Origin of the sequence: Streptomyces sp. NPDC002176 (genome assembly GCF_044903645.1) — a bacterium.
Classification (GTDB): Bacteria; Actinomycetota; Actinomycetes; order Streptomycetales; family Streptomycetaceae; genus Streptomyces.
On the sequence record NZ_JBJDQW010000003.1, the window covers coordinates 520,772 to 537,980 of the forward strand.

The window sequence follows — 17,209 nt, forward strand, 5'->3', positions numbered from 1 at the left end:
TCGTTGCGCACGCTGCTCCCCCTGGGCACGATGGCGTCCATGACCTCACCCTCCGTACTGGATCTCGCGCCCGTCCTCCCCGTCGTCGTGCTCTCCGACGCCGCCGACGCCGTGCCGCTGGCGCGGGCGCTGGTCGCCGGGGGGCTGCCCGCGATCGAGGTCACGCTGCGTACGCCCGCCGCGCTGGACAGCATCCGGGCCATCGCGGCGGAGGTGCCCGAGGCGGTGGTGGGTGCCGGGACGGTGATCACGCCGGAGCAGGTGACCCGGTGCGTGGCGGCCGGGGCGCGGTTCCTGGTCTCCCCCGGCTGGACCGAGTCACTGCTCGCGGCGATGCGGGGGTCAGGGGTGCCGTTCCTGCCGGGGGTGTCGACCACCTCCGAGGTGGTGGCGCTGCTGGAGCGCGGGGTACGCGAGATGAAGTTCTTCCCGGCCCAGGCGGCGGGCGGTACGGCGTATCTGAAGTCGCTCGCCGGGCCGCTGCCCGACGCCCGCTTCTGTCCCACGGGCGGGATCGCCGAGGCGAGTGCGCCGGAGTATCTGGCGCTGCCCAACGTGGGCTGTGTGGGCGGCAGTTGGATGGTCCCGGCGGACGCGGTGGCCGCCGGGGACTGGGCCCGGATCGAGGAGCTGGCGCGGGGTGCGGCCGGGCTCAGGGACGCAGGTGGGACGTGTCGTTGAAGAGCCGTACGCTCGCGTTGCCGTCGCCGTAGTACGCCACCGCCGACAGCGAGGCGGCCGACAGCTCCATCCGGAACAGGGACTCCGGCGGAGCGCCCAGGGCGAGCCGCAGCAGGGTCTTGATCGGCGTGACATGGGTGACCAGCAGGACCGTACGGCCCTTGTACTCGGCGACCAGCCGGGCGCGGGCCTCCTCGATCCGCTCGGCGGTCTCCGCGAAGCTCTCCCCGCCACCGGTGGGACGCGCCTCGGGGTCGCCTAGCCAGGCGTTCAGGTCGTCGGGGTAGCGCTCGCGGGCCTCCCCGAAGGTCAGCCCCTCCCACGCGCCGAAGTCCGTCTCGCGCAGCCCGTCGTCGACGCTCACGTCCAGCCCGAGCCGGGCGGCGACGATCGCGGCGGTCTCCCGCGTACGGGCCAGCGGCGAGGCGACGACCGCCTGCACGGTCCCCCGCCGCGCCAGCGACCCGGCCACCAGCCGGGCCTGCTCCCGCCCCACCTCGGACAGCGCGGGATCGCTCCCCCCGCTCCCGGAGAACCGCTTCTGCGGGGTGAGCGGCGTCTCCCCGTGCCGCAGCAGCACGAAGGTGGCGGGCGCCCCGAGATCGGGAGCGGCGCTCCAGCCGGGCGAGGAGGTGGTGGTCGCGGAGGCGACGGTACGGGCGGCACGGGTGTCGCTCCGCGCGGCATCGGGCGACTCCACCGGCTCGGCAGCGGGTACGGCCCGCCCCTTGGACAGAGCTGCCCTTGCGGCCGCTGCCCCGGCCCGGGCGTCCCCCGGGGGACCCTCGGGCTCAAGAACCGCCGGAACCCGAGGCGTCCACGTCTCGCCCTTCGCCCCCGCGTCCATCGCCTCGTTGGCCAGCCGGTCCGCGTGCTTGTTGCGCTCGCGCGGAATCCACTCGTAGGTGACCCGGCCGGGCGGGAAGACCGAGCGGGCCTCGGTGGCCAGCGGCCGCATGTCGGGGTGCTTGATCTTCCAGCGGCCCGACATCTGCTCGACGACGAGCTTGGAGTCCATCCGGACGGCGACCCGCGCCTCGGGGTCGAGGGCGTGGGCGGCGCGCAGGCCCGCGAGGAGGCCCCGGTACTCGGCGACGTTGTTGGTGGCGACGCCGATGAACTCGGCGGCCTCGGCCAGGGTCTCCCCCGTGGCCGCGTCACTCACCGCGGCCCCGTACCCGGCCGGGCCGGGGTTGCCGCGCGACCCGCCGTCGGCCTCGACCACGAACTCCCGCACGCCCAGCGCTCCCTACAGTCCGACTACAGACCCGACTCCGCCGTGCGCACCAAAATGCGGTGGCAGTTCTCGCAGCGGACCACGGCGTTGCGCGCGGCCGCGCGGATCTCGCTCAGCTCCGTGATCGCCAGCTCCTGGCGGCAGCCCTGGCAGGTACGGGCGTACAGCTTGGCCGCGCCGACACCGCCGCCCTGGCCGCGCAGACGGTCGTAGAGCTTGAGGAGGTCGGCCGGGACGGAGGCGGAGACGACCTCGCGCTCCTTGGTCACCGCGGCGGCCTCGTCGTCCAGCTCGCGGAACGCGGCGTCGCGGCGCCCGGTGGCGTCGTCGGTCTTGGCCTGCACGGAGGCGACGCGCTCGGTCAGCTCGGCGACCCGTGCCTGGGCGGACTCACGGCGCTCCATGACCTCGAGGACGACGTCCTCCAGGTCGCCCTGGCGCTTGGCGAGGGAGGTGATCTCGTGCTGGAGGCTGGCGAGGTCCTTGGGCGAGCTGACCGCGCCGGAGTCCAGGCGCTGCTGGTCGCGGGTGGCGCGGCGGCGCACCTGGTCCACGTCCTGCTCGGCCTTGGTCTGCTCGCGGGCGCAGTCACCCTCCTCGGTCTGCGCGGCCACCAGCAGGTCGCGCAGCTGGACGAGGTCCTTGCCCAGCGTCTCGATCTCGGCGTGCTCCGGGAGCGACGTCCGCTTGTACGCGAGCTGCTGCAGGCGGACGTCGAGGGCCTGGACGTCGAGGAGTCGGATCTGGTCGGCGGGCTCGGCGTTCAGTTGGGGGCTCCCATGGGGCTAGAGGTGACGGGGGACGCCGCGTGGGCGGTCCAGGGGTCGGTGACCGTCGTGGACACGTGGACCCGGAGGCCCCAGCCGTGACGGTCGGAGATCTGGTCGAGTTCGGCCGCGGCCAGCTCGCACCAGGGCCACTCGGTGGCCCAGTGGGCCGCGTCGATGAGCGCGAGGGGGCGCTCTCCGACGGACGCGGCGAACTCGGATGCCGGGTGGTGGCGCAGGTCGGCGGTGAGGAAGGCGTCCACACCGGCCGCGCGGACCCGGTCGAAGAGGCTGTCGCCGGAGCCGCCGCTGACGGCGACCTTGCGCACGACGGCGTCGGGGTCGCCGGCCACCCGGATGCCCTGCGCGGTGGCGGGCAGCCGCTCGGCGGCGCGCTCGGCCAGTTCGCGGACGGTCAGCGGGTGGTCCAGCTCGCAGATCCGGCCCAGGCCCCGGCGCCCGTCCGGGTCGTCGGGGTCGGGCACGAGGGGGCCGGTGACCCGGAGGTCCAGCGCGCCCGCGAGGGCGTCGGAGACTCCGGGGTCGGCCTTGTCGGCGTTGGTGTGCGCGACGTGCAGGGCGACGTCGTTCTTGATCAGCGTGTGCACGACCCGGCCCTTGGGGGTGTCGGCGGCCACCGTGGTCGTCCCCCGCAGATAGAGCGGGTGGTGGGTGACGAGCAGGTCGGCGCCGAGCCGTACGGCCTCGTCGGCGACCTCCTGGACCGGGTCCACGGCGAACAGGACGCGGGTGACCTCCTGGCCGGGATCGCCCACGACCGTGCCGACCGCGTCCCAGGACTCGGCCCGCTCGGCGGGCCACAGGGTCTCCAGCGCGGCGATGACTTCAGACAGACGGGGCACGAGGAAAGGCTACCTGTCCGTCCAGGGGGGCCGTACCGCGTACGGCGGCCTCGGGCCGGTACGCCCACCCCCGCCCTTTCCTCAGAGGAATCGCTTCTGCGCCACCCGTATGTGTGAAGTGGGCCGGACCCGGCCCCCCGGCCGTGCGTACGAAAACTAGCTTCGTCGCCGGAGGTGACCGAACGATGACGGCCTGTGCGATCGAATCCCCGTCGACCGGTGCGGAACACGAGGCGCCCACGACGCGGTACGCCATCACGGCGGACGGCGCGTACGCCGCGCGGCTCGCGCTGGACGGCGAGAGCTGGTTCCCGGAGCGCTGGACGCTGGACGGCCCGGAGCCGTACGCGGTGCCGCTGCCCGGCGGCCAGCCGGAGGAGCCGGGCACCGAGGTGCAGCCGATGGGCGACGGGCGGGTGCTGATCCACCGCCTGGTGGACCGGCGGCACGCCTTCTCCCTGCTGTACCCGACCGGTCCCGGCACCGGTGAGCTCCAGGTGGGCGCGGTCGAGTGCGACGCCGACACCTACGTCACGCTGCTGCCGCCCGCGCCGGGGGGCGAGCGGGCGTACGCGCTGGCGGTGTGCGAGACGTCCACGGCGGTGTGGCTGGTGGCGGGGGGCGCCGCCGGGCCGGAGCGGGTGGCCCAGGTGCCGGGGCGGTGCTCGGGCGGGGTCTGGCTGGACACGGCGGGGCGGATGCTGGCGCTCGACCGGGAGCTGGGCGGCCGGACCAAGACGGTCGTGGTGGACCTGGGGCGGGACGGCGCGGTCTCGCCGCTGCTCCAGATCACGCCCGACAGCGACGACCGGCTGCTGCTGGCCGACCCGGACAGCGGGCTGGTGGTGATCTCCTCGGACGCGGCCTCGCCGGGGCAGGAACGATTGGGCTGGGGGGTGATGGGCGGCACGCTGCCGGTCCGCTTCCCCGGCGCGCTGCGGCTGCCGGACTGCGTGGTGACACCGTTCGCCATCCAGCCGGGCCAGGTGCTGACGCCGGAGAACTGCGCGGTGGCGCTGCGGGTGGACGGCCCGCTGGGCACGTGGGTGGGCACCTGGCGCCCGGCCGAGCGCCGGGTACGGCACCTGCCCGCGCCCGAGGGCTGGCTGGCGGGGTCGGGGCTGTGGACGGCGGAGGGGGTGCTGCGGCTGCCGTACGCCACGGCGCAGACGCCGTGCGGGGTGGCGGAGCTGAACCCGCCGGGGGCGGAGGCGGCCATCGAGGAGCAGGAGCCCGCGGAACCGGAGGAGCCTCCGGCCCCGCGCCCGGTCCCGCTGCGGGAGGCCCCGCTCGGCAAGGTCGCGGTGGGGTAGCGGAGATCGGCATGGCCGCCTGGACCGGACCCCCGGTGGGTTGGTTACACTCTCCCGGCTGCAAGACGATCATGTTGACGGGGTGAATGCTTCCGATGACCGACACCAGCACGACGCAGCCGCTGTCCGCATCCGCGGATTCCGGGCTCCACCAGCCGGAATCCGTCTCCGCAGAGGCGGATGGGCACGGTCGCCACCGGGGCCCGGTCACCGACCGGGACGGGGAGAGCACCCCCCACGGGCGCCATCGCCGTCCGTCCGGCGGGACCGGCGACACGGCTGTCTGATCGATACGGCGAGGGGCGGGGTACGGGCCGGATGGCTCGCACCCCGCCCCTCCGCCTTTCCCGGCCGGGACATTTGTACTGCCGGAGTCCGTACGTACGCCTCTGCCCGGGGCCGCTGCCCGCTTCTACCGTCGTAGACATGACACAGACGCGATCGTCGTCCCGACGCGGGCAGCGGCTCTCGTTCCCTACCCTGGAGCGTCGACCCGCCGACCGGCGGGACGCGGTGGGGCGGGAGAAGCCGAGGGACACGGACATGACGTGGTGGGCGCGGGCGCGGCGCCGGGCCGGGGCGAGGCGGGCGCGGCGCGTCGGGCACGCGGGACCCCCGCCGACCGGCTTCGCGCTGCTGCCCTGGCTGCTGATGGGCCTGGGCTCGTTCTCCAACCTCCTCCAGGGCAAGACCGAGAGTCCGTGGATCGGCGGCCTGGGTCTGTTCACCTTCAACTCGCTCTACATCTACGTCACGTTCCGCGCCTTCGACCGCGTCAAGCGCGAGTCCCTCTCGACCCGGCTGGCGCTGCTGACGATGGGCCTGCTGACCACGGGGCTGGCGGTCGGTTACGGCGGGAACTGGCTGCTGTTCTTCCCGCTGCTGGGCCTCGCCACGGGCGCCACCCTGCGTGGCCGGTACCTGGGGCGGATCGGGCTGCTGCTCGCGGCGTACGGCGCGGTTCTCGCGGGCCTGCGCGAAGGCTGGCGGGAGGCGCCGAACATCGGGTACGCGACCTTCCTGTCCTGCATGGTCACGGCGGCGATCCTGAGCCTGTCGGAGGCGGTGCGGGAGCTGCGGGCGGCGCGGGAGGAGCTGGCGCGGCGGGCGGTGGAGAAGGAGCGGCTGCGGTTCTCCCGCGATCTGCACGACCTGCTGGGGCACACGCTGTCGGTGATCGTGGTGAAGTCGGAGGCAGCGCGGCGGCTGGCCGGGCGGGACCTGGACGCGGCGCTGGCGCAGATCGGGGACATCGAGTCGGTGGGACGGCAGGCGCTGACCGAGATCCGGGAGGCGGTGACCGGTTACCGCGAGGGCAGCCTGTCCACCGAGCTGACCCGGGCCCGTTCGGCGCTGGCGGCGGCGAGCGTGGAGCCGGTGGTCCGGCAGACGGGGGCGCCGCTGGCCCCGCAGACCGAGGCGCTGCTCGGCTGGGTGGTGCGCGAGGCGGTGACCAACGTGGTCCGGCACAGCCGCGCGACCCGCTGCGAGATCACCGTGGAAAGCGCGGAGGAACGGGTCCGGCTCACCGTCACCGACGACGGCACCGGCCCGGCGGTCGCGGGCACCGACGGCAACGGCCTGACGGGGCTGACCGAGCGCCTGGCCACGGCGGGCGGTTCGCTGACGGCCGGTCCGGCGCCACAGGGCGGCTTCACGGTGACGGCGGAGCTGCCGGTGGGTCCGCCGGACCCGTGTGCCGAGGACGCGGTGCCGGTCGCGCTGGAGTCCTGACGGCCGGGCGTCCCCTCGTTACCCTGGCGCGGTGAACGAGATCCGGCTCCTGCTGGCCGAGGACCAGGGCATGATGCGCGGCGCCCTGGCCCTGCTGCTGGGCATGGAGGACGACATCGAGGTGGTCGCGCAGGTGTCGGCGGGGGACGCGATCGTGGCGGCCGCCGTGGAGCACCGGCCGGACGTGGCGCTGCTGGACATCGAGCTGCCGGGCCTGAGCGGTCTGGACGCGGCCGCGCTGCTGCGGGAGCGGGTGCCCGGGTGCCGGGTGCTGATCCTGACCACGTTCGGGCGGCCGGGCTATCTGCGCCGGGCGATGGAGGCGGGGGCGGCCGGGTTCCTGGTCAAGGACGGCCCGGTGGAGGAGCTGGCCCGGGCGGTGCGCCGGGTGCTGGCCGGGGAGACGGTGGTCGACCCGGTGCTGGCGGCGGCCGCGCTGAGCGCCGGACCGAATCCGCTCACGGCAAGGGAGTGCGAGGTGCTGACCGCCTCCGTGGACGGCGCGACGGTCGCCGACATCGCCGCCCGGCTGCACCTCTCGGAGTCCACGGTCCGCAACTACCTCTCCTCGGCGATCGGCAAGACCGGCACCCGCAATCGGGCCGAGGCCGTGAGAGAAGCCCGTCAGCGCGGCTGGCTGTAAAGCACTGACACCCGGTCAGAAACCCATGTCTCGGTCAAGGATTCATTAGCGTCCCGAAGCAACGGAATAGTTTCCCGTGCATACGAGGTTCACCCTGCACGTATTCACGCGGGAGGACCCCATTTCCATGACCCACACCACGCCCGACCACGCCACCAGGAGAGCGGGCGGGGCCGTCGTCCCGGTGCTCGCCTTCGCGGGCATCGTGGTCGCGGTGATGCAGACCCTGCTCGTGCCGGTCATCAAGGACCTGCCGCAGCTGCTCGGCACCGAGCCGAGCAACGCGACCTGGGTCCTCACCTCCACCCTGCTCTCCGGCGCCGTCGCCACCCCGATCATGGGCCGCCTCGGCGACCTGTACGGCAAGCGCCGGATGCTGATCCTCAGCCTGTCCGTGATGGTGGTCGGCGCGCTGGTCAGCGCCTTCACCAGCCAGCTGCTCCTGATGATCGTGGGCCGGGTCCTCCAGGGCTTCGCCATGGGCGCGATCCCGCTGGGCATCGGCCTGATGCGCGACATGCTCCCGCGTGAGCGGCTCGCCTCGGCCATGGCGCTGATGAGTTCCTCGATCGGCGTCGGCGGCGGTCTCGCGCTGCCCGCCGCCGCCTTGGTCGCCCAGCACACCGACTGGCACGCCCTGTTCTACGGCGCCGCCGGGCTGGGCGCGCTCGCCATCGGCCTCACCCTGCTCGTCGTCCCCGAGTCCCCGGCCCGCGCGAAGGGCTCCTTCGACTACCCGGGCGCCGTCGGCCTCTCCGCCGGACTGGTGCTGCTCCTGCTGCCGATCACCAAGGGCAGCGACTGGGGCTGGTCCTCCGGCACCACGCTCGGCCTGTTCGGCGGCGCGCTCGCCGTGCTGCTGCTGTGGGGCGTGTACGAGCTGCGCGTACCGGCCCCGCTGGTCGACCTGCGCACCACCGCCCGCCGCGAGGTGCTGCTCACCAACCTCGCCTCGATCATGGTCGGCGTCAGCTTCTACGTCGTCTCGCTGGTCCTCCCCCAGCTGCTCCAGCTCCCCACCGCCACCGGCTACGGCCTCGGTCAGTCGATGGTGGTCGCGGGTCTGTGCGTGGCTCCGCTGGGCCTGACGATGATGTTCACCGCCCCGGTCTACGCCCGCCTCTCGGCCCGCTACGGACCCCGGACGACCCTGATCATCGGCCTGCTGGTCATCGCCGTCGGCTACGCGGGCGGGCTCGGCCTGATGCACGCCGCCTGGCAGACGATCATCACCTCGGTGGTCCTCGGCGCGGGCATCGGCCTGGCCTACTCCTCGCTGCCCGCGCTGATCGTGGGCGCGGTCCCGGCCTCCGAGACGGGTGCCGCCAACGGTCTCAACACCTTGATGCGCTCCATCGGCACCTCGGTCTCCAGCGCCGTCATCGGCATGGTGCTGGCCAACACCGCGCACGACATGGGCGGGGTCACGGTGCCGACGATGCACGGGTTCCGGGTGTCGTTCCTGATCGCCACCGCGGCCGTGCTGGTGGGCCTGACGCTCGCGCTGTTCCTGCCGCGCACCCCGCGTCCGACCCCTCCGCACACCCAGCTGCGGGCCAGCAGCGAGGAGGACGCGGTGCTGGAGCGCGCCGAGGAGGTGCTGCGCGGTTTCCGGGGCCGGGTGCTGGACGCGTCCGGCGCCCCGGTGGCCCGCGCCAAGGTCACCCTGATCGACCGCCGGGGCCGCCAGGCGGGCTCCACCCTGTCCGGCCATGACGGCGGCTACGCCCTCGCGGTGCCGTCCGAGGGCCCGTACGTGCTGGCCGCCCGCGCCGCCGGGCACGGCCCGCTGGCCTCGGCGGCCACGCACGCCGGGGACGAGCGCCCGGTCGAGCTGGACCTGCCGCTGCCGGGCGAGACCGTCACGGCGTAACCCCGTACGAGTCCCCCGCCACCGCACCCCCCGTCGTTCCTCGGCGGGGGGTGCGGCAGCATGAGGCGCCGAGAAGGACGTACGTCGAGAGGAACCCCCATGCCCGCGGTACAGAAGCCCGAGATCCTGGTCGCGTTCGAGGCGGCGAAGGGGTTCATGCCCGTGGACGAGGGGCTGGCGCTGTACGCGGCGGCGGTGGAGGCCGGGCGGCTGGGGCTGCCGCTGCTGGAGGTCGGCACCTACTGCGGGCGCTCCACCCTCCTGCTCGCGGACGCCGCCCGTAGGGCCGGGGTCACCGCGCTCACCGTCGACCACCACCGGGGCAGCGAGGAGCAGCAGCCGGGCTGGGACTACCACGACCCGGAGACCGTCGACCCCGAGATCGGCCTGATGGACACCCTGCCCACCTTCCGCCGCACCCTGCACCGGGCGGGCCTGGAGGACCATGTGATCGCGCTGGTCGGCCGCTCCCCGCGGGTCGCCGCGGTGTGGAACTCCCCCGTGGCGCTGGTGTTCGTGGACGGCGGCCACACCGACGAGCACGCGAACGCCGACTACGAGGGCTGGGCCCCGCACCTCGCGCCCGGCGGCCTGCTGGTCATCCACGACGTGTTCCCGGAGCCGGAGGACGAGTTCACCGGCCAGGCGCCCTACCGCGTGTACCTCCGGGCGCTGGCGTCGGGAGCCTTCACCGAGGTCTCCGCGACGGGTTCGCTGCGGGTGCTGAAGCGCACCGGGGACGGCATCTGACGAGCCGTCAGGGATGCGCGGGCCGGGCCGGTCCTGCCGTTAGGGTGGCCGGGTGTCGTACGAAGGCCCGGAAGACGAAGCCCCCCAGCCGCGCTCCCGGCGCGCGCTGACCCTCACGTTCGCCGCGCTGGTGCCGGTCGCCCTGCTGGGCTGGCTGGGCTGGTCGGCGCTCGGCGACGAGCCGGACCGCCCGGCGGCCGCCGCGAGCCCGTCGGCGTCCGCGGCGCCGGGCGGCACGAGTAGTCCCTCACCGAGTACGGGCTCGCTCGCCGGGAAGGTCGTCGTCATCGACCCCGGCCACAACACGGGCAACTTCCAGCACACGGCCGAGATCAACAAGCAGGTCGATGTCGGCAACGGCAAGAAGGAGTGCGACACCACCGGTACCGCCACCAACGCCGGTTATCCGGAGGCGAAGTTCACCCTCGACGTCGCCCACCGGCTGCGGGCGCTGCTGGAGAAGCAGGGCGCCACGGTGAAGCTGACCCACGACGGCGACCGGAAGTGGGGGCCGTGCGTGGACGAGCGGGCCCGGATCGGCAACACCGCCCACGCGGACGCGGCGATCTCGCTGCACGCGGACGGCTCGGCCGAGGGCAACCACGGTTTCCATGTGATCATGCCGGGCGCGGTGCACGCGGGCGCCGCGGACACCCGGCCGATCGTCGCCCCCTCCAAGAAGCTGGGCGCGCGGGTCGCGGACGGCTACCGCCGGGCCACCGGTGAGCCCTTCTCCAACTATCTGGGCGACGGCACCGGGATGGTCACGCGCACGGACCTCGGCGGTCTCAATCTGTCAACGGTTCCGAAGGTGTTCATCGAGTGCGGGAACATGCGGGACAAGTCCGATGTCGCCCTGCTGACCAGCGGTCCCTGGCGGCAGAAGGCCGCGCAGGGGATCTCTGAGGGAATCGTGAGTTTCCTGCACGAGTCGTGACCGCCGGGCGAAACCGTCCGCACGGCGGATCACACGGACGGTACTGTCTACCGACGACGAGACGACCTACGAAGGACCTGATGAAGTGAATATCCGATCCCTCACCAGAGGCGACGGCGTGGTGATCGGAGCGGCGCTGCTGCTGCTCATCGCGTCGTTCTTCGACAACTTTTCGTACGACGACCTTTCCGGCGACGTCGACATGCCGAACCTCTGGGAGAGCGGCCCGGTCCTGCTCAGCGTCGTCCTGGCAGGGCTGATCGCGGCCGCGCTCGTCGTCACCGCCCGCGCGCTGCCGCAGCCCCGCAAGGTCGCCGGTCTCGAACTCGGCGTCGTCGGCGTGGCGTTCGCGGTGTTCGCCGCGTGGAGCGCGCTGGGCAATGTGATCGATCCCGTGGGCGGCCTGGACAACATCGCCTCCGGCTCGAAGTCGCCGAGCGCCGGTACCGGCCTGATCCTGGCGCTGGTCGCGACGCTGCTGATGGCGGGCGCCGCCATCGCCACCCCGCTCGTCCCGGCGCTGCAGGCCGGGCTGATCCCGGCGCCGAAGCCCGTCGCCCCGCAGCCGTACGGCGCCCAGCCGCCCCAGGGCTACGGCTACCCCGGCGCCCAGGCCGCGTCGTTCGGCGGTCAGCCGCAGCAGGGGCAGCAGCAGAGCCAGGCATTCGGGCAGGGTGCTCCGGCGCAGCAGCAGCAGCCGCCCGCCGCCTTCTCCCCGTTCTGGTTCGCCGTGCCGGTGGCCCGCCCGCTGTACGCGGAGGACGGTTCGCCCAGCCCGGTCGCCGAGCTGGCTCCCGGCACCTGGTACCTGGCGGTCGAGCACCGCGGTGACGCGCTGGTCGCGCAGACCCAGGACGGCCGTCGCGGTGTCCTCCAGGACACCTCGGGCATCCAGCGCGGCTGAGCCCCCCGGACCGTCGTGCACGGCCCCTCGCCCCTTCCGGGCGGGGGGCCGTCGCCGTTCCGGGCCCGGCCCTAATCGTGTTGACCGCCCCCGGCGGACGGTGCTGGAGTCGGCGCGTGGACAGCATCCCCGCCAACCGGCGGCTCTGGAACCGGATCAGCGGCACCTACCAGCGCGCGCACGACCCGCGGATCGGCGCCGCGCCCCGGCTGTGGGGCATGTACTCCATCCCCGACGCGCAGCTGCGTGCCCTGGGCGACGTCACCGGCAAGCGCGTCCTCGAACTCGGCTGCGGTGCGGGCCAGTGGTCCCGGGCGCTGGCCGCCGAGGGCGCCGCCGTGGTCGGGCTCGACCTGTCCGAAGCCCAACTCGCCGCGGCGGCCGGGGCGATGGGAGCGGCCCGCTATCCGCTGGTGCAGGGCGCCGCCGAGCGGCTCCCGTTCGCCGCCGACAGCTTCGACCTGGTGTTCTGCGACTTCGGCGGGCTCAGCTGGGCGCCCCCGCACCTGGCGGTCCCCGAGGCCGCCCGCGTCCTGCGCCGGGGCGGGCGGCTGGTGTTCAACGTCGCCAGCCCCTGGTTCGAAGCCTGCTACGACGAGCCCGCCGCCCGCGTGACCACGACGCTGCGGCAGGACTACTTCGGGCTGGACACCATCGCCGAGGGCGACGGCGCGACCAGCTATCAGCTCACCTACGGCGACTGGGTCAGGGTCCTGCGCGGCGCGGGTCTCCTCATCGACGACCTCATCGAGCCACGGCCCGGAGTCGGAACACCCAACGGCTACAACGAGACCGACCCGCCCGACTGGGCACACCGCTGGCCCGCGGAACTGCTCTGGGTGACCCACAAACAGGATGTTCTCTAGCCCTTGGAGAGGTCCGAGGAGGACGGCACCTGGTCCTTGACCGGGGCACCCGCACTCGCGCCGGCGCTCTTCACCTCGTTGATGGTGTCCTCGAACGAACTCATCGCGTCCGTATCGCCGTTGCGCAGTTTGGACGGCAGGTTCTTCAGACTCTCGATGCCCGCGGTGAGCGGGGCGAGCGCCTTGGCGAGAGTGGGGTCGCCCTGGGCGTTCTTCTGGGCGGCCTTGAGCCGGTTGTAGGCGAAGGCACCGGCGAGTCCGGCCTTGACGAGGGCCACCTTGCGGCCGTCGGCACCCTTCTTGAAGGTGCCCGCCCGCCAGGGCTTCACGATCCACTGGTAGGTCGCCCCGGCCGCGAGGCCCGCGTTGGCGACGAAGCGGGTCTTGGCGAACTTCTGGCGTTCGGCGGACGTGCTGGGGCTCGGGGTGGCCGCGGCGGGGGTCTTGGTGCTGGTCTTGTCGTCACTGCCGCAGGCGGCGGTACCGGCCAGCAGGGCGCAGCACAAGATGAGCGCCACCCAGGTGCGGCGCAGCGGAACGGGCACGCGGTCCTCCGGACGTGATTCCCCGAGCGGGTGTCTCTGGTCCGAAGCCTTGCCCGGCCTCCGGGCCACCGCCAGCCGGGAGGCCCGTACGGGTCGTCAGGCCCGGTATTACGGGCCTGTGGCCGGTTTCAGCGGGCGTCCGGCGGCAATTCGAACACCATGTCTCGACACCACTCAGGCACCAACCAGGCCGGCCGTGTCATCGCCGTCATAGCGGACGTGATGGCCTTCATCCTCGGCCTCTGGATCTTGATGTACCTGTTGGACGCGAACCGGGCCAACGCCCTGGTCGACTTCGTCCATGACGCCGCGGCGTTCCTGGCGGGCTGGTCGCACGACCTGTTCACCTTCGACGAGGCGTGGGCCCGCGTCGTGGCGGGCTACGGCCTGGCCGCCGTGGTCTACCTCTTCATCGGCCACTTCATCGCGGGCCGCCTGCACCGCTGACCCGGCACCCCGGCTCGAGGGGCCCCGCCTGCGGCTAGTCGCAGCAGTCGGGGTCCAGGCCGCGGGGCAGGAGGTCGCCGCCGAAGACGGCGCCGGTCGCGTCGTGGCCGCCGAGGGCAGCGACCGCGAGCAGCAGGGAGCCTGCGGTCCAACTGGTCAGTTCCTGCGGCCAGATGGCGTCGTCGTCGAAGACGTAGCCGGTCCAGTACAGGCCGGACTCGGTGTCGCGCAGGTGCTGGATGGACTGGAGGATCTCCAGCGCGCGGTCGGACTCGCCCACCGCCCAGAGGGCCAGGGCGAGTTCGCAGGACTCGCCGCCGGTCACCCAGGGGTTGGGCACGACGCAGCGCACGCCGAGACCGGGTACGACGAAGCGGTCCCAGTCGGCCTCGACGCGCTCCTTGGCCTCCGCGCCGGTGACGGCGCCGCCGAGGACCGGGTAGTACCAGTCCATCGAGTACTGGTTCTTGTCGAGGAAGCGCTCGGGGTGCCTGCGGATGGCGTGCCGGAGCGCGCCCACCGCCAACTCCCAGTCGGGCTGCGGTTCTTCGCGCTGTTCGGCGATGGCGAGCGCGCAGCGCAGGGCGTGGTGGACCGACGAGCTGCCGGTGAGCAGGGCGTCCGTCGCGGGGGTGCCGTCCTCGGCGCGCCGCCAGCCGATCTCCCCGCCGGGCTGCTGGAGCCGCAGCACCCATTCGACGGCCGCGTACACGGTGGGCCACATCCGGTCCAGGAACGTGTCGTCCCCGGTGGACAGGTAGTGGTGCCAGACGCCGACGGCTATGTAGGCGACGAAGTTGGACTCGCGGGCGCGGTCGGTGACGTCGTCGTGGGCGCCGTCGGCGTAGGCGGCGTACCAGGAGCCGTCCTCGTTCTGGTGGTCGGCGAGCCAGCGGTAGGCGCGCTCGGCGGCCGCGTGCTCCCCGGCCGCGTCGAGGGCCATGGCGGCCTCGGTGTGGTCCCAGGGGTCGAGGTGGTGGCCCCGGAACCAGGGGATCGCGCCGTCGGGGCGCTGTACCGCGAGGATGCCCCGGACGGTGTCGGCGGCCTGCTCGGCGGTGAGGACCCCGTTCAGTACGAGGTGGTCGGTCCTGGGCGTCGTCACCGGGCGTCCGTCCCGGCCTCGTCGAGGCGGGGCAGGTGCGGCTTGGTGGCGTAGGCGACGAAGCTCTTGCCGATCAGCGGGTTGAGCGCCTGCTCGGCCACGCGCGTGGCCAACGGCTTCTTCATGATGTCCCAGACCAGCAGCTTGTGGTACGCCCGGACCGGCAGCGCCTTGTCGTTGTCGACACCGAAGGCGCACTTGAGCCACCAGTACGGGGAGTGCAGGGCGTGCGCGTGGTGGGTGCCGTACGGCTTGAGACCGGCGCCGCGCATCTTGGCGAGGAGTTCCTCGGCCCGGTAGATGCGGATGTGGCCGCCCTCGACCTCGTGGTAGGCGTCGGACAGCGCCCAGCAGACCTTCTCGGGACCGTACCGGGGCACGGTGACGGCTATCCGGCCGCCGGGCTTGAGGACGCGGACCATCTCGGCGAGGACACCCTTGTCGTCGGGGATGTGCTCCATCACCTCGGAGATGATGACGACGTCGAAGGACTCGTCGGGGAAGGGCAGCGCCAGCGCGTCGCCCTCCATCGCGGTGGCGGTGGCGCCCTCGGGGGCCTCACCGGCCTCCTTCATCGCCGCGAACCACTTGGCGACCTCGCGGATTTCCTCCGCGTTCTGGTCCAGGGCCACGACCTGGGCGCCGCGCCGGTAGCACTCGAAGGCGTGCCGGCCGGCCCCGCAGCCGAGGTCCAGGACACGGTCGCCGGGGGCGAGCGGGAACCGGGAGAAGTCGACGGTCAGCACGTGGCCCTGCTTTCGGAGGAGCTTTCGAGAGGTGCGGTGGAGACGCTTGCGACGGGGCGGCCGGGGACCGCTGCGGGAAGGGGGCGGCCGGTACGCGGGTAGGCCCGGTCGATCTCCTCGCGGTAGCGGGCCACGGTGCCCTCGGCCGCGCGGGCCCAGGTGAAGCGGGCGAGCACCCGCTCGCGACCGGCCGCGCCGAGGCGGGCGCGCAGTTCGCGGTCGCCGAGCAGCCGGGTCAGGGCGGCGGCGAGCGCGCCCGCGTCGCCGGGGGGTACGGCCAGGCAGGTCTCGCCGTCGGTCCCGGCGACCTCGGGGATCGCGCCGCCGGTGGTGGCGACCAGCGGGGTGCCGGTGGCCATGGCCTCGGCGGCGGGCAGCGAGAACCCCTCGTACAGCGAGGGCACGCAGGCGACTTCGGCGGAGCGGATCAGGTCGACCAGCTCGGCGTCGGAGATGCCCTTGACGAACTCGACGGCGTCCTCGAGGCCGTAGCGCTCGATGGCCTGGGCGACCGGGCCCTCCTCGGCGCGCTTGCCGACGACGACGAGGTGGGCGTGCGGCTGTTCGGCGCGCACCTTGGCGAGCGCCTCCACCAGGAAGACCAGGCCCTTGAGGGGCACGTCGGCGCTGGAGGTGGTGACGATCCGGCCCGGTATCTCGGGCACGGCCGGATTCGGCGCGAACAGGGTGGTGTCGGCGCCGATGTGCACGACGTGCACGCGGTCCTGGCGTACGCCGAGGTGGTCCGTGATCTCCTGGCGGGAGCTGCCGGAGACGGTGAGCACGGAGGGCAGGCGGCGGGCGACGCGCTTCTGCATGCGGGTGAAGGCGTACCAACGGCGCACGGAGAGGCGGCGCTTGAGGTCTTCGGCGGCGTCGAGTTCGAGCTGCCGGTCGACGGTGATGGGGTGGTGGATGGTGGTGACCAGGGGGGCGCCGAGGTCGCCGAGCAGGCCGTAGCCGAGCGTCTGGTTGTCGTGGACGACGTCGAACTCGCCTCTGCGGGCGCGCAGTTGGCGTCCGGCGCGCAGGGAGAAGGTGAGGGGCTCGGGGAAGCCGCCGGTCCACATGGTGGCCACTTCGAGGGCGTCGACCCAGTCGCGGTACTCGCCCCGCCCCGGGGTGCGGAAGGGGTCGGGCTGGCGGTAGAGGTCGAGGCTGGGCAGCTCGGTGAGGCTCAACCGGCCCGCGTAGTCGTCGTGTTCGTCCAGCACGGGGTAGGGCTGGGAGCCGATGACCTCCACCCGGTGGCCCAAGCGGGCGAGTTCACGGGAGAGGTGCCGGACGTAGACGCCCTGGCCGCCGCAGAACGGATTGCCCTTGTAGGTGAGGAGCGCGATACGCAGCGGTCGCTCGCCGTCGGCCGCGGTGCCCGGGAGAGCCGCCTGACTGGCCTCAGCGGTCACTCTGGGCCCCCTTCTGCCTGCACGGTCCCGCGAGACTACGACGGGACGACAATCCGGAACAAGTTTCGGACTTGATCATCCAAGAAGCTCTGAATCTACCGGCAGGTAGGGGCGCTGTGAGCAGTGGATCAGGTGATTCACGCCACGACCGGCGGCTTTGCGGCCCCCGGTAAAGTGGCGGGGTCGTCATACACCCGTACGGGGGGAAGCCGGTGTGATTCCGGCGCTGACCCGCAACCGTCATCCGGCGCCCCAGGGCCCGGTGAGCCGGAACGCCTCGGCGGGACGTTGACCGGCTCACGTGCGGGGCGCTGTGCCCCGCACGGCACCGTCGAGGCATACGGGGCCGGGCCGCCGGGGTCGTTCCCGCGCGCGTCGGCTCCTCGCAGGAG

The 17,209-nt window shown here is 73.2% G+C and carries 17 protein-coding genes and 1 riboswitch; of the genes, 10 read left to right on the plus strand and 7 right to left on the minus strand.

The features are described 5' to 3' along the window. The first annotated feature begins 39 nt into the window (after positions 1 to 39). Positions 40 to 681: a bifunctional 4-hydroxy-2-oxoglutarate aldolase/2-dehydro-3-deoxy-phosphogluconate aldolase gene (locus ACI2LY_RS16170; RefSeq protein WP_404707687.1), complete on the plus strand. Its 642-nt coding sequence runs from the start codon at positions 40 to 42 to the stop codon at positions 679 to 681. Here ACI2LY_RS16170 and ACI2LY_RS16175 read toward each other — a convergent pair. The 3 genes from ACI2LY_RS16175 to ACI2LY_RS16185 are packed head-to-tail and all read right to left on the minus strand — an operon-like array spanning position 653 to position 3,548. After that, on the minus strand, positions 653 to 1,918 hold the full coding sequence (locus ACI2LY_RS16175) for a bifunctional RNase H/acid phosphatase (RefSeq protein WP_404707688.1): 1,266 nt from the start codon (positions 1,916 to 1,918) through the stop codon (positions 653 to 655). The genes ACI2LY_RS16170 and ACI2LY_RS16175 overlap by 29 nt on opposite strands. A gap of 23 nt (positions 1,919 to 1,941) precedes the next feature. Further along, a complete protein-coding gene (locus ACI2LY_RS16180; protein ID WP_388994437.1) occupies positions 1,942 to 2,685 on the minus strand; it encodes a zinc ribbon domain-containing protein in 744 nt (247 codons plus the stop codon). Next, entirely contained in the window at positions 2,682 to 3,548 is an 867-nt protein-coding gene (locus ACI2LY_RS16185; protein WP_404707689.1) for a Nif3-like dinuclear metal center hexameric protein, read from the minus strand. Before ACI2LY_RS16185 ends, ACI2LY_RS16180 begins: the two co-directional genes overlap by 4 nt. A gap of 185 nt (positions 3,549 to 3,733) precedes the next feature. On the opposite strand from ACI2LY_RS16185, the gene ACI2LY_RS16190 reads away from it, so the two are divergent. From ACI2LY_RS16190 to ACI2LY_RS16225, 8 genes are all read left to right on the plus strand, one after another. Further along, positions 3,734 to 4,861: a hypothetical protein gene (locus tag ACI2LY_RS16190; RefSeq protein WP_404707690.1), complete on the plus strand. Its 1,128-nt coding sequence runs from the start codon at positions 3,734 to 3,736 to the stop codon at positions 4,859 to 4,861. Between the two features lie 543 nt (positions 4,862 to 5,404). After that, positions 5,405 to 6,595, plus strand: a complete 1,191-nt coding sequence (locus ACI2LY_RS16195; protein WP_404708153.1) for a sensor histidine kinase — start codon at positions 5,405 to 5,407, stop codon at positions 6,593 to 6,595. Positions 6,596 to 6,626: 31 nt separating this feature from the next. After that, on the plus strand, positions 6,627 to 7,238 hold the full coding sequence (locus ACI2LY_RS16200) for a response regulator (protein WP_404707691.1): 612 nt from the start codon (positions 6,627 to 6,629) through the stop codon (positions 7,236 to 7,238). Between the two features lie 127 nt (positions 7,239 to 7,365). Beyond that, a complete protein-coding gene (locus tag ACI2LY_RS16205) occupies positions 7,366 to 9,111 on the plus strand; it encodes an MFS transporter (protein WP_404707692.1) in 1,746 nt (581 codons plus the stop codon). A gap of 99 nt (positions 9,112 to 9,210) precedes the next feature. Then, the gene (locus ACI2LY_RS16210) at positions 9,211 to 9,861 is read left to right on the plus strand and encodes a class I SAM-dependent methyltransferase (RefSeq protein WP_404707693.1); all 651 of its coding nucleotides are present in this window, start codon (positions 9,211 to 9,213) and stop codon (positions 9,859 to 9,861) included. 52 nt (positions 9,862 to 9,913) lie between these two features. Next, on the plus strand, positions 9,914 to 10,798 hold the full coding sequence (locus tag ACI2LY_RS16215; protein WP_404707694.1) for an N-acetylmuramoyl-L-alanine amidase: 885 nt from the start codon (positions 9,914 to 9,916) through the stop codon (positions 10,796 to 10,798). Positions 10,799 to 10,883: 85 nt separating this feature from the next. Beyond that, entirely contained in the window at positions 10,884 to 11,702 is an 819-nt protein-coding gene (locus ACI2LY_RS16220; RefSeq protein WP_404707695.1) for a DUF5336 domain-containing protein, read from the plus strand. Between the two features lie 116 nt (positions 11,703 to 11,818). Then, positions 11,819 to 12,568 (plus strand): class I SAM-dependent methyltransferase, encoded by a 750-nt coding sequence (locus ACI2LY_RS16225; protein ID WP_404707696.1) that lies wholly within the window; start codon positions 11,819 to 11,821, stop codon positions 12,566 to 12,568. Here ACI2LY_RS16225 and ACI2LY_RS16230 read toward each other — a convergent pair. Continuing rightward, complete coding sequence (locus ACI2LY_RS16230; RefSeq protein ID WP_404707697.1) at positions 12,565 to 13,113, minus strand: hypothetical protein; 549 nt, start codon at positions 13,111 to 13,113, stop codon at positions 12,565 to 12,567. The genes ACI2LY_RS16225 and ACI2LY_RS16230 overlap by 4 nt on opposite strands. 159 nt (positions 13,114 to 13,272) lie before the next feature. Between ACI2LY_RS16230 and ACI2LY_RS16235 the strand changes: the two genes are divergently transcribed. Then, positions 13,273 to 13,560 carry a hypothetical protein gene (locus tag ACI2LY_RS16235; RefSeq protein WP_404707698.1) on the plus strand — a complete coding sequence of 96 codons (288 nt, stop codon included), beginning with the start codon at positions 13,273 to 13,275 and terminating at the stop codon, positions 13,558 to 13,560. Between the two features lie 34 nt (positions 13,561 to 13,594). Here ACI2LY_RS16235 and ACI2LY_RS16240 read toward each other — a convergent pair whose 3' ends face one another. From ACI2LY_RS16240 to ACI2LY_RS16250, 3 genes are read right to left on the minus strand one after another with little or no spacing between them, the layout of a single operon-like run. After that, positions 13,595 to 14,665 (minus strand): prenyltransferase, encoded by a 1,071-nt coding sequence (locus tag ACI2LY_RS16240; protein WP_404707699.1) that lies wholly within the window; start codon positions 14,663 to 14,665, stop codon positions 13,595 to 13,597. After that, the gene (locus ACI2LY_RS16245; RefSeq protein ID WP_388992940.1) at positions 14,662 to 15,411 is read right to left on the minus strand and encodes a class I SAM-dependent methyltransferase; all 750 of its coding nucleotides are present in this window, start codon (positions 15,409 to 15,411) and stop codon (positions 14,662 to 14,664) included. The genes ACI2LY_RS16240 and ACI2LY_RS16245 overlap by 4 nt, the downstream gene beginning before the upstream one ends. Next, the gene (locus tag ACI2LY_RS16250; protein ID WP_404707700.1) at positions 15,405 to 16,817 is read right to left on the minus strand and encodes a glycosyltransferase family 4 protein; all 1,413 of its coding nucleotides are present in this window, start codon (positions 16,815 to 16,817) and stop codon (positions 15,405 to 15,407) included. Before ACI2LY_RS16250 ends, ACI2LY_RS16245 begins: the two co-directional genes overlap by 7 nt. Positions 16,818 to 17,020: 203 nt before the next feature. Then, positions 17,021 to 17,094: riboswitch (cobalamin riboswitch) on the plus strand. Positions 17,095 to 17,209 lie beyond the last annotated feature (115 nt).

Bases quoted from the DNA above. Each gene is read 5' to 3' on its own strand.
- ACI2LY_RS16170 (WP_404707687.1), top strand. From the start codon at position 40: ATGACCTCACCCTCCGTACTGGATCTCGCGCCCGTCCTCCCCGTCGTC.
- ACI2LY_RS16195 (WP_404708153.1), top strand. From the start codon at position 5,405: ATGACGTGGTGGGCGCGGGCGCGGCGCCGGGCCGGGGCGAGGCGGGCG.
- ACI2LY_RS16190 (WP_404707690.1), top strand. From the start codon at position 3,734: ATGACGGCCTGTGCGATCGAATCCCCGTCGACCGGTGCGGAACACGAG.
- ACI2LY_RS16205 (WP_404707692.1), top strand. From the start codon at position 7,366: ATGACCCACACCACGCCCGACCACGCCACCAGGAGAGCGGGCGGGGCC.
- ACI2LY_RS16235 (WP_404707698.1), top strand. From the start codon at position 13,273: ATGTCTCGACACCACTCAGGCACCAACCAGGCCGGCCGTGTCATCGCC.
- ACI2LY_RS16210 (WP_404707693.1), top strand. From the start codon at position 9,211: ATGCCCGCGGTACAGAAGCCCGAGATCCTGGTCGCGTTCGAGGCGGCG.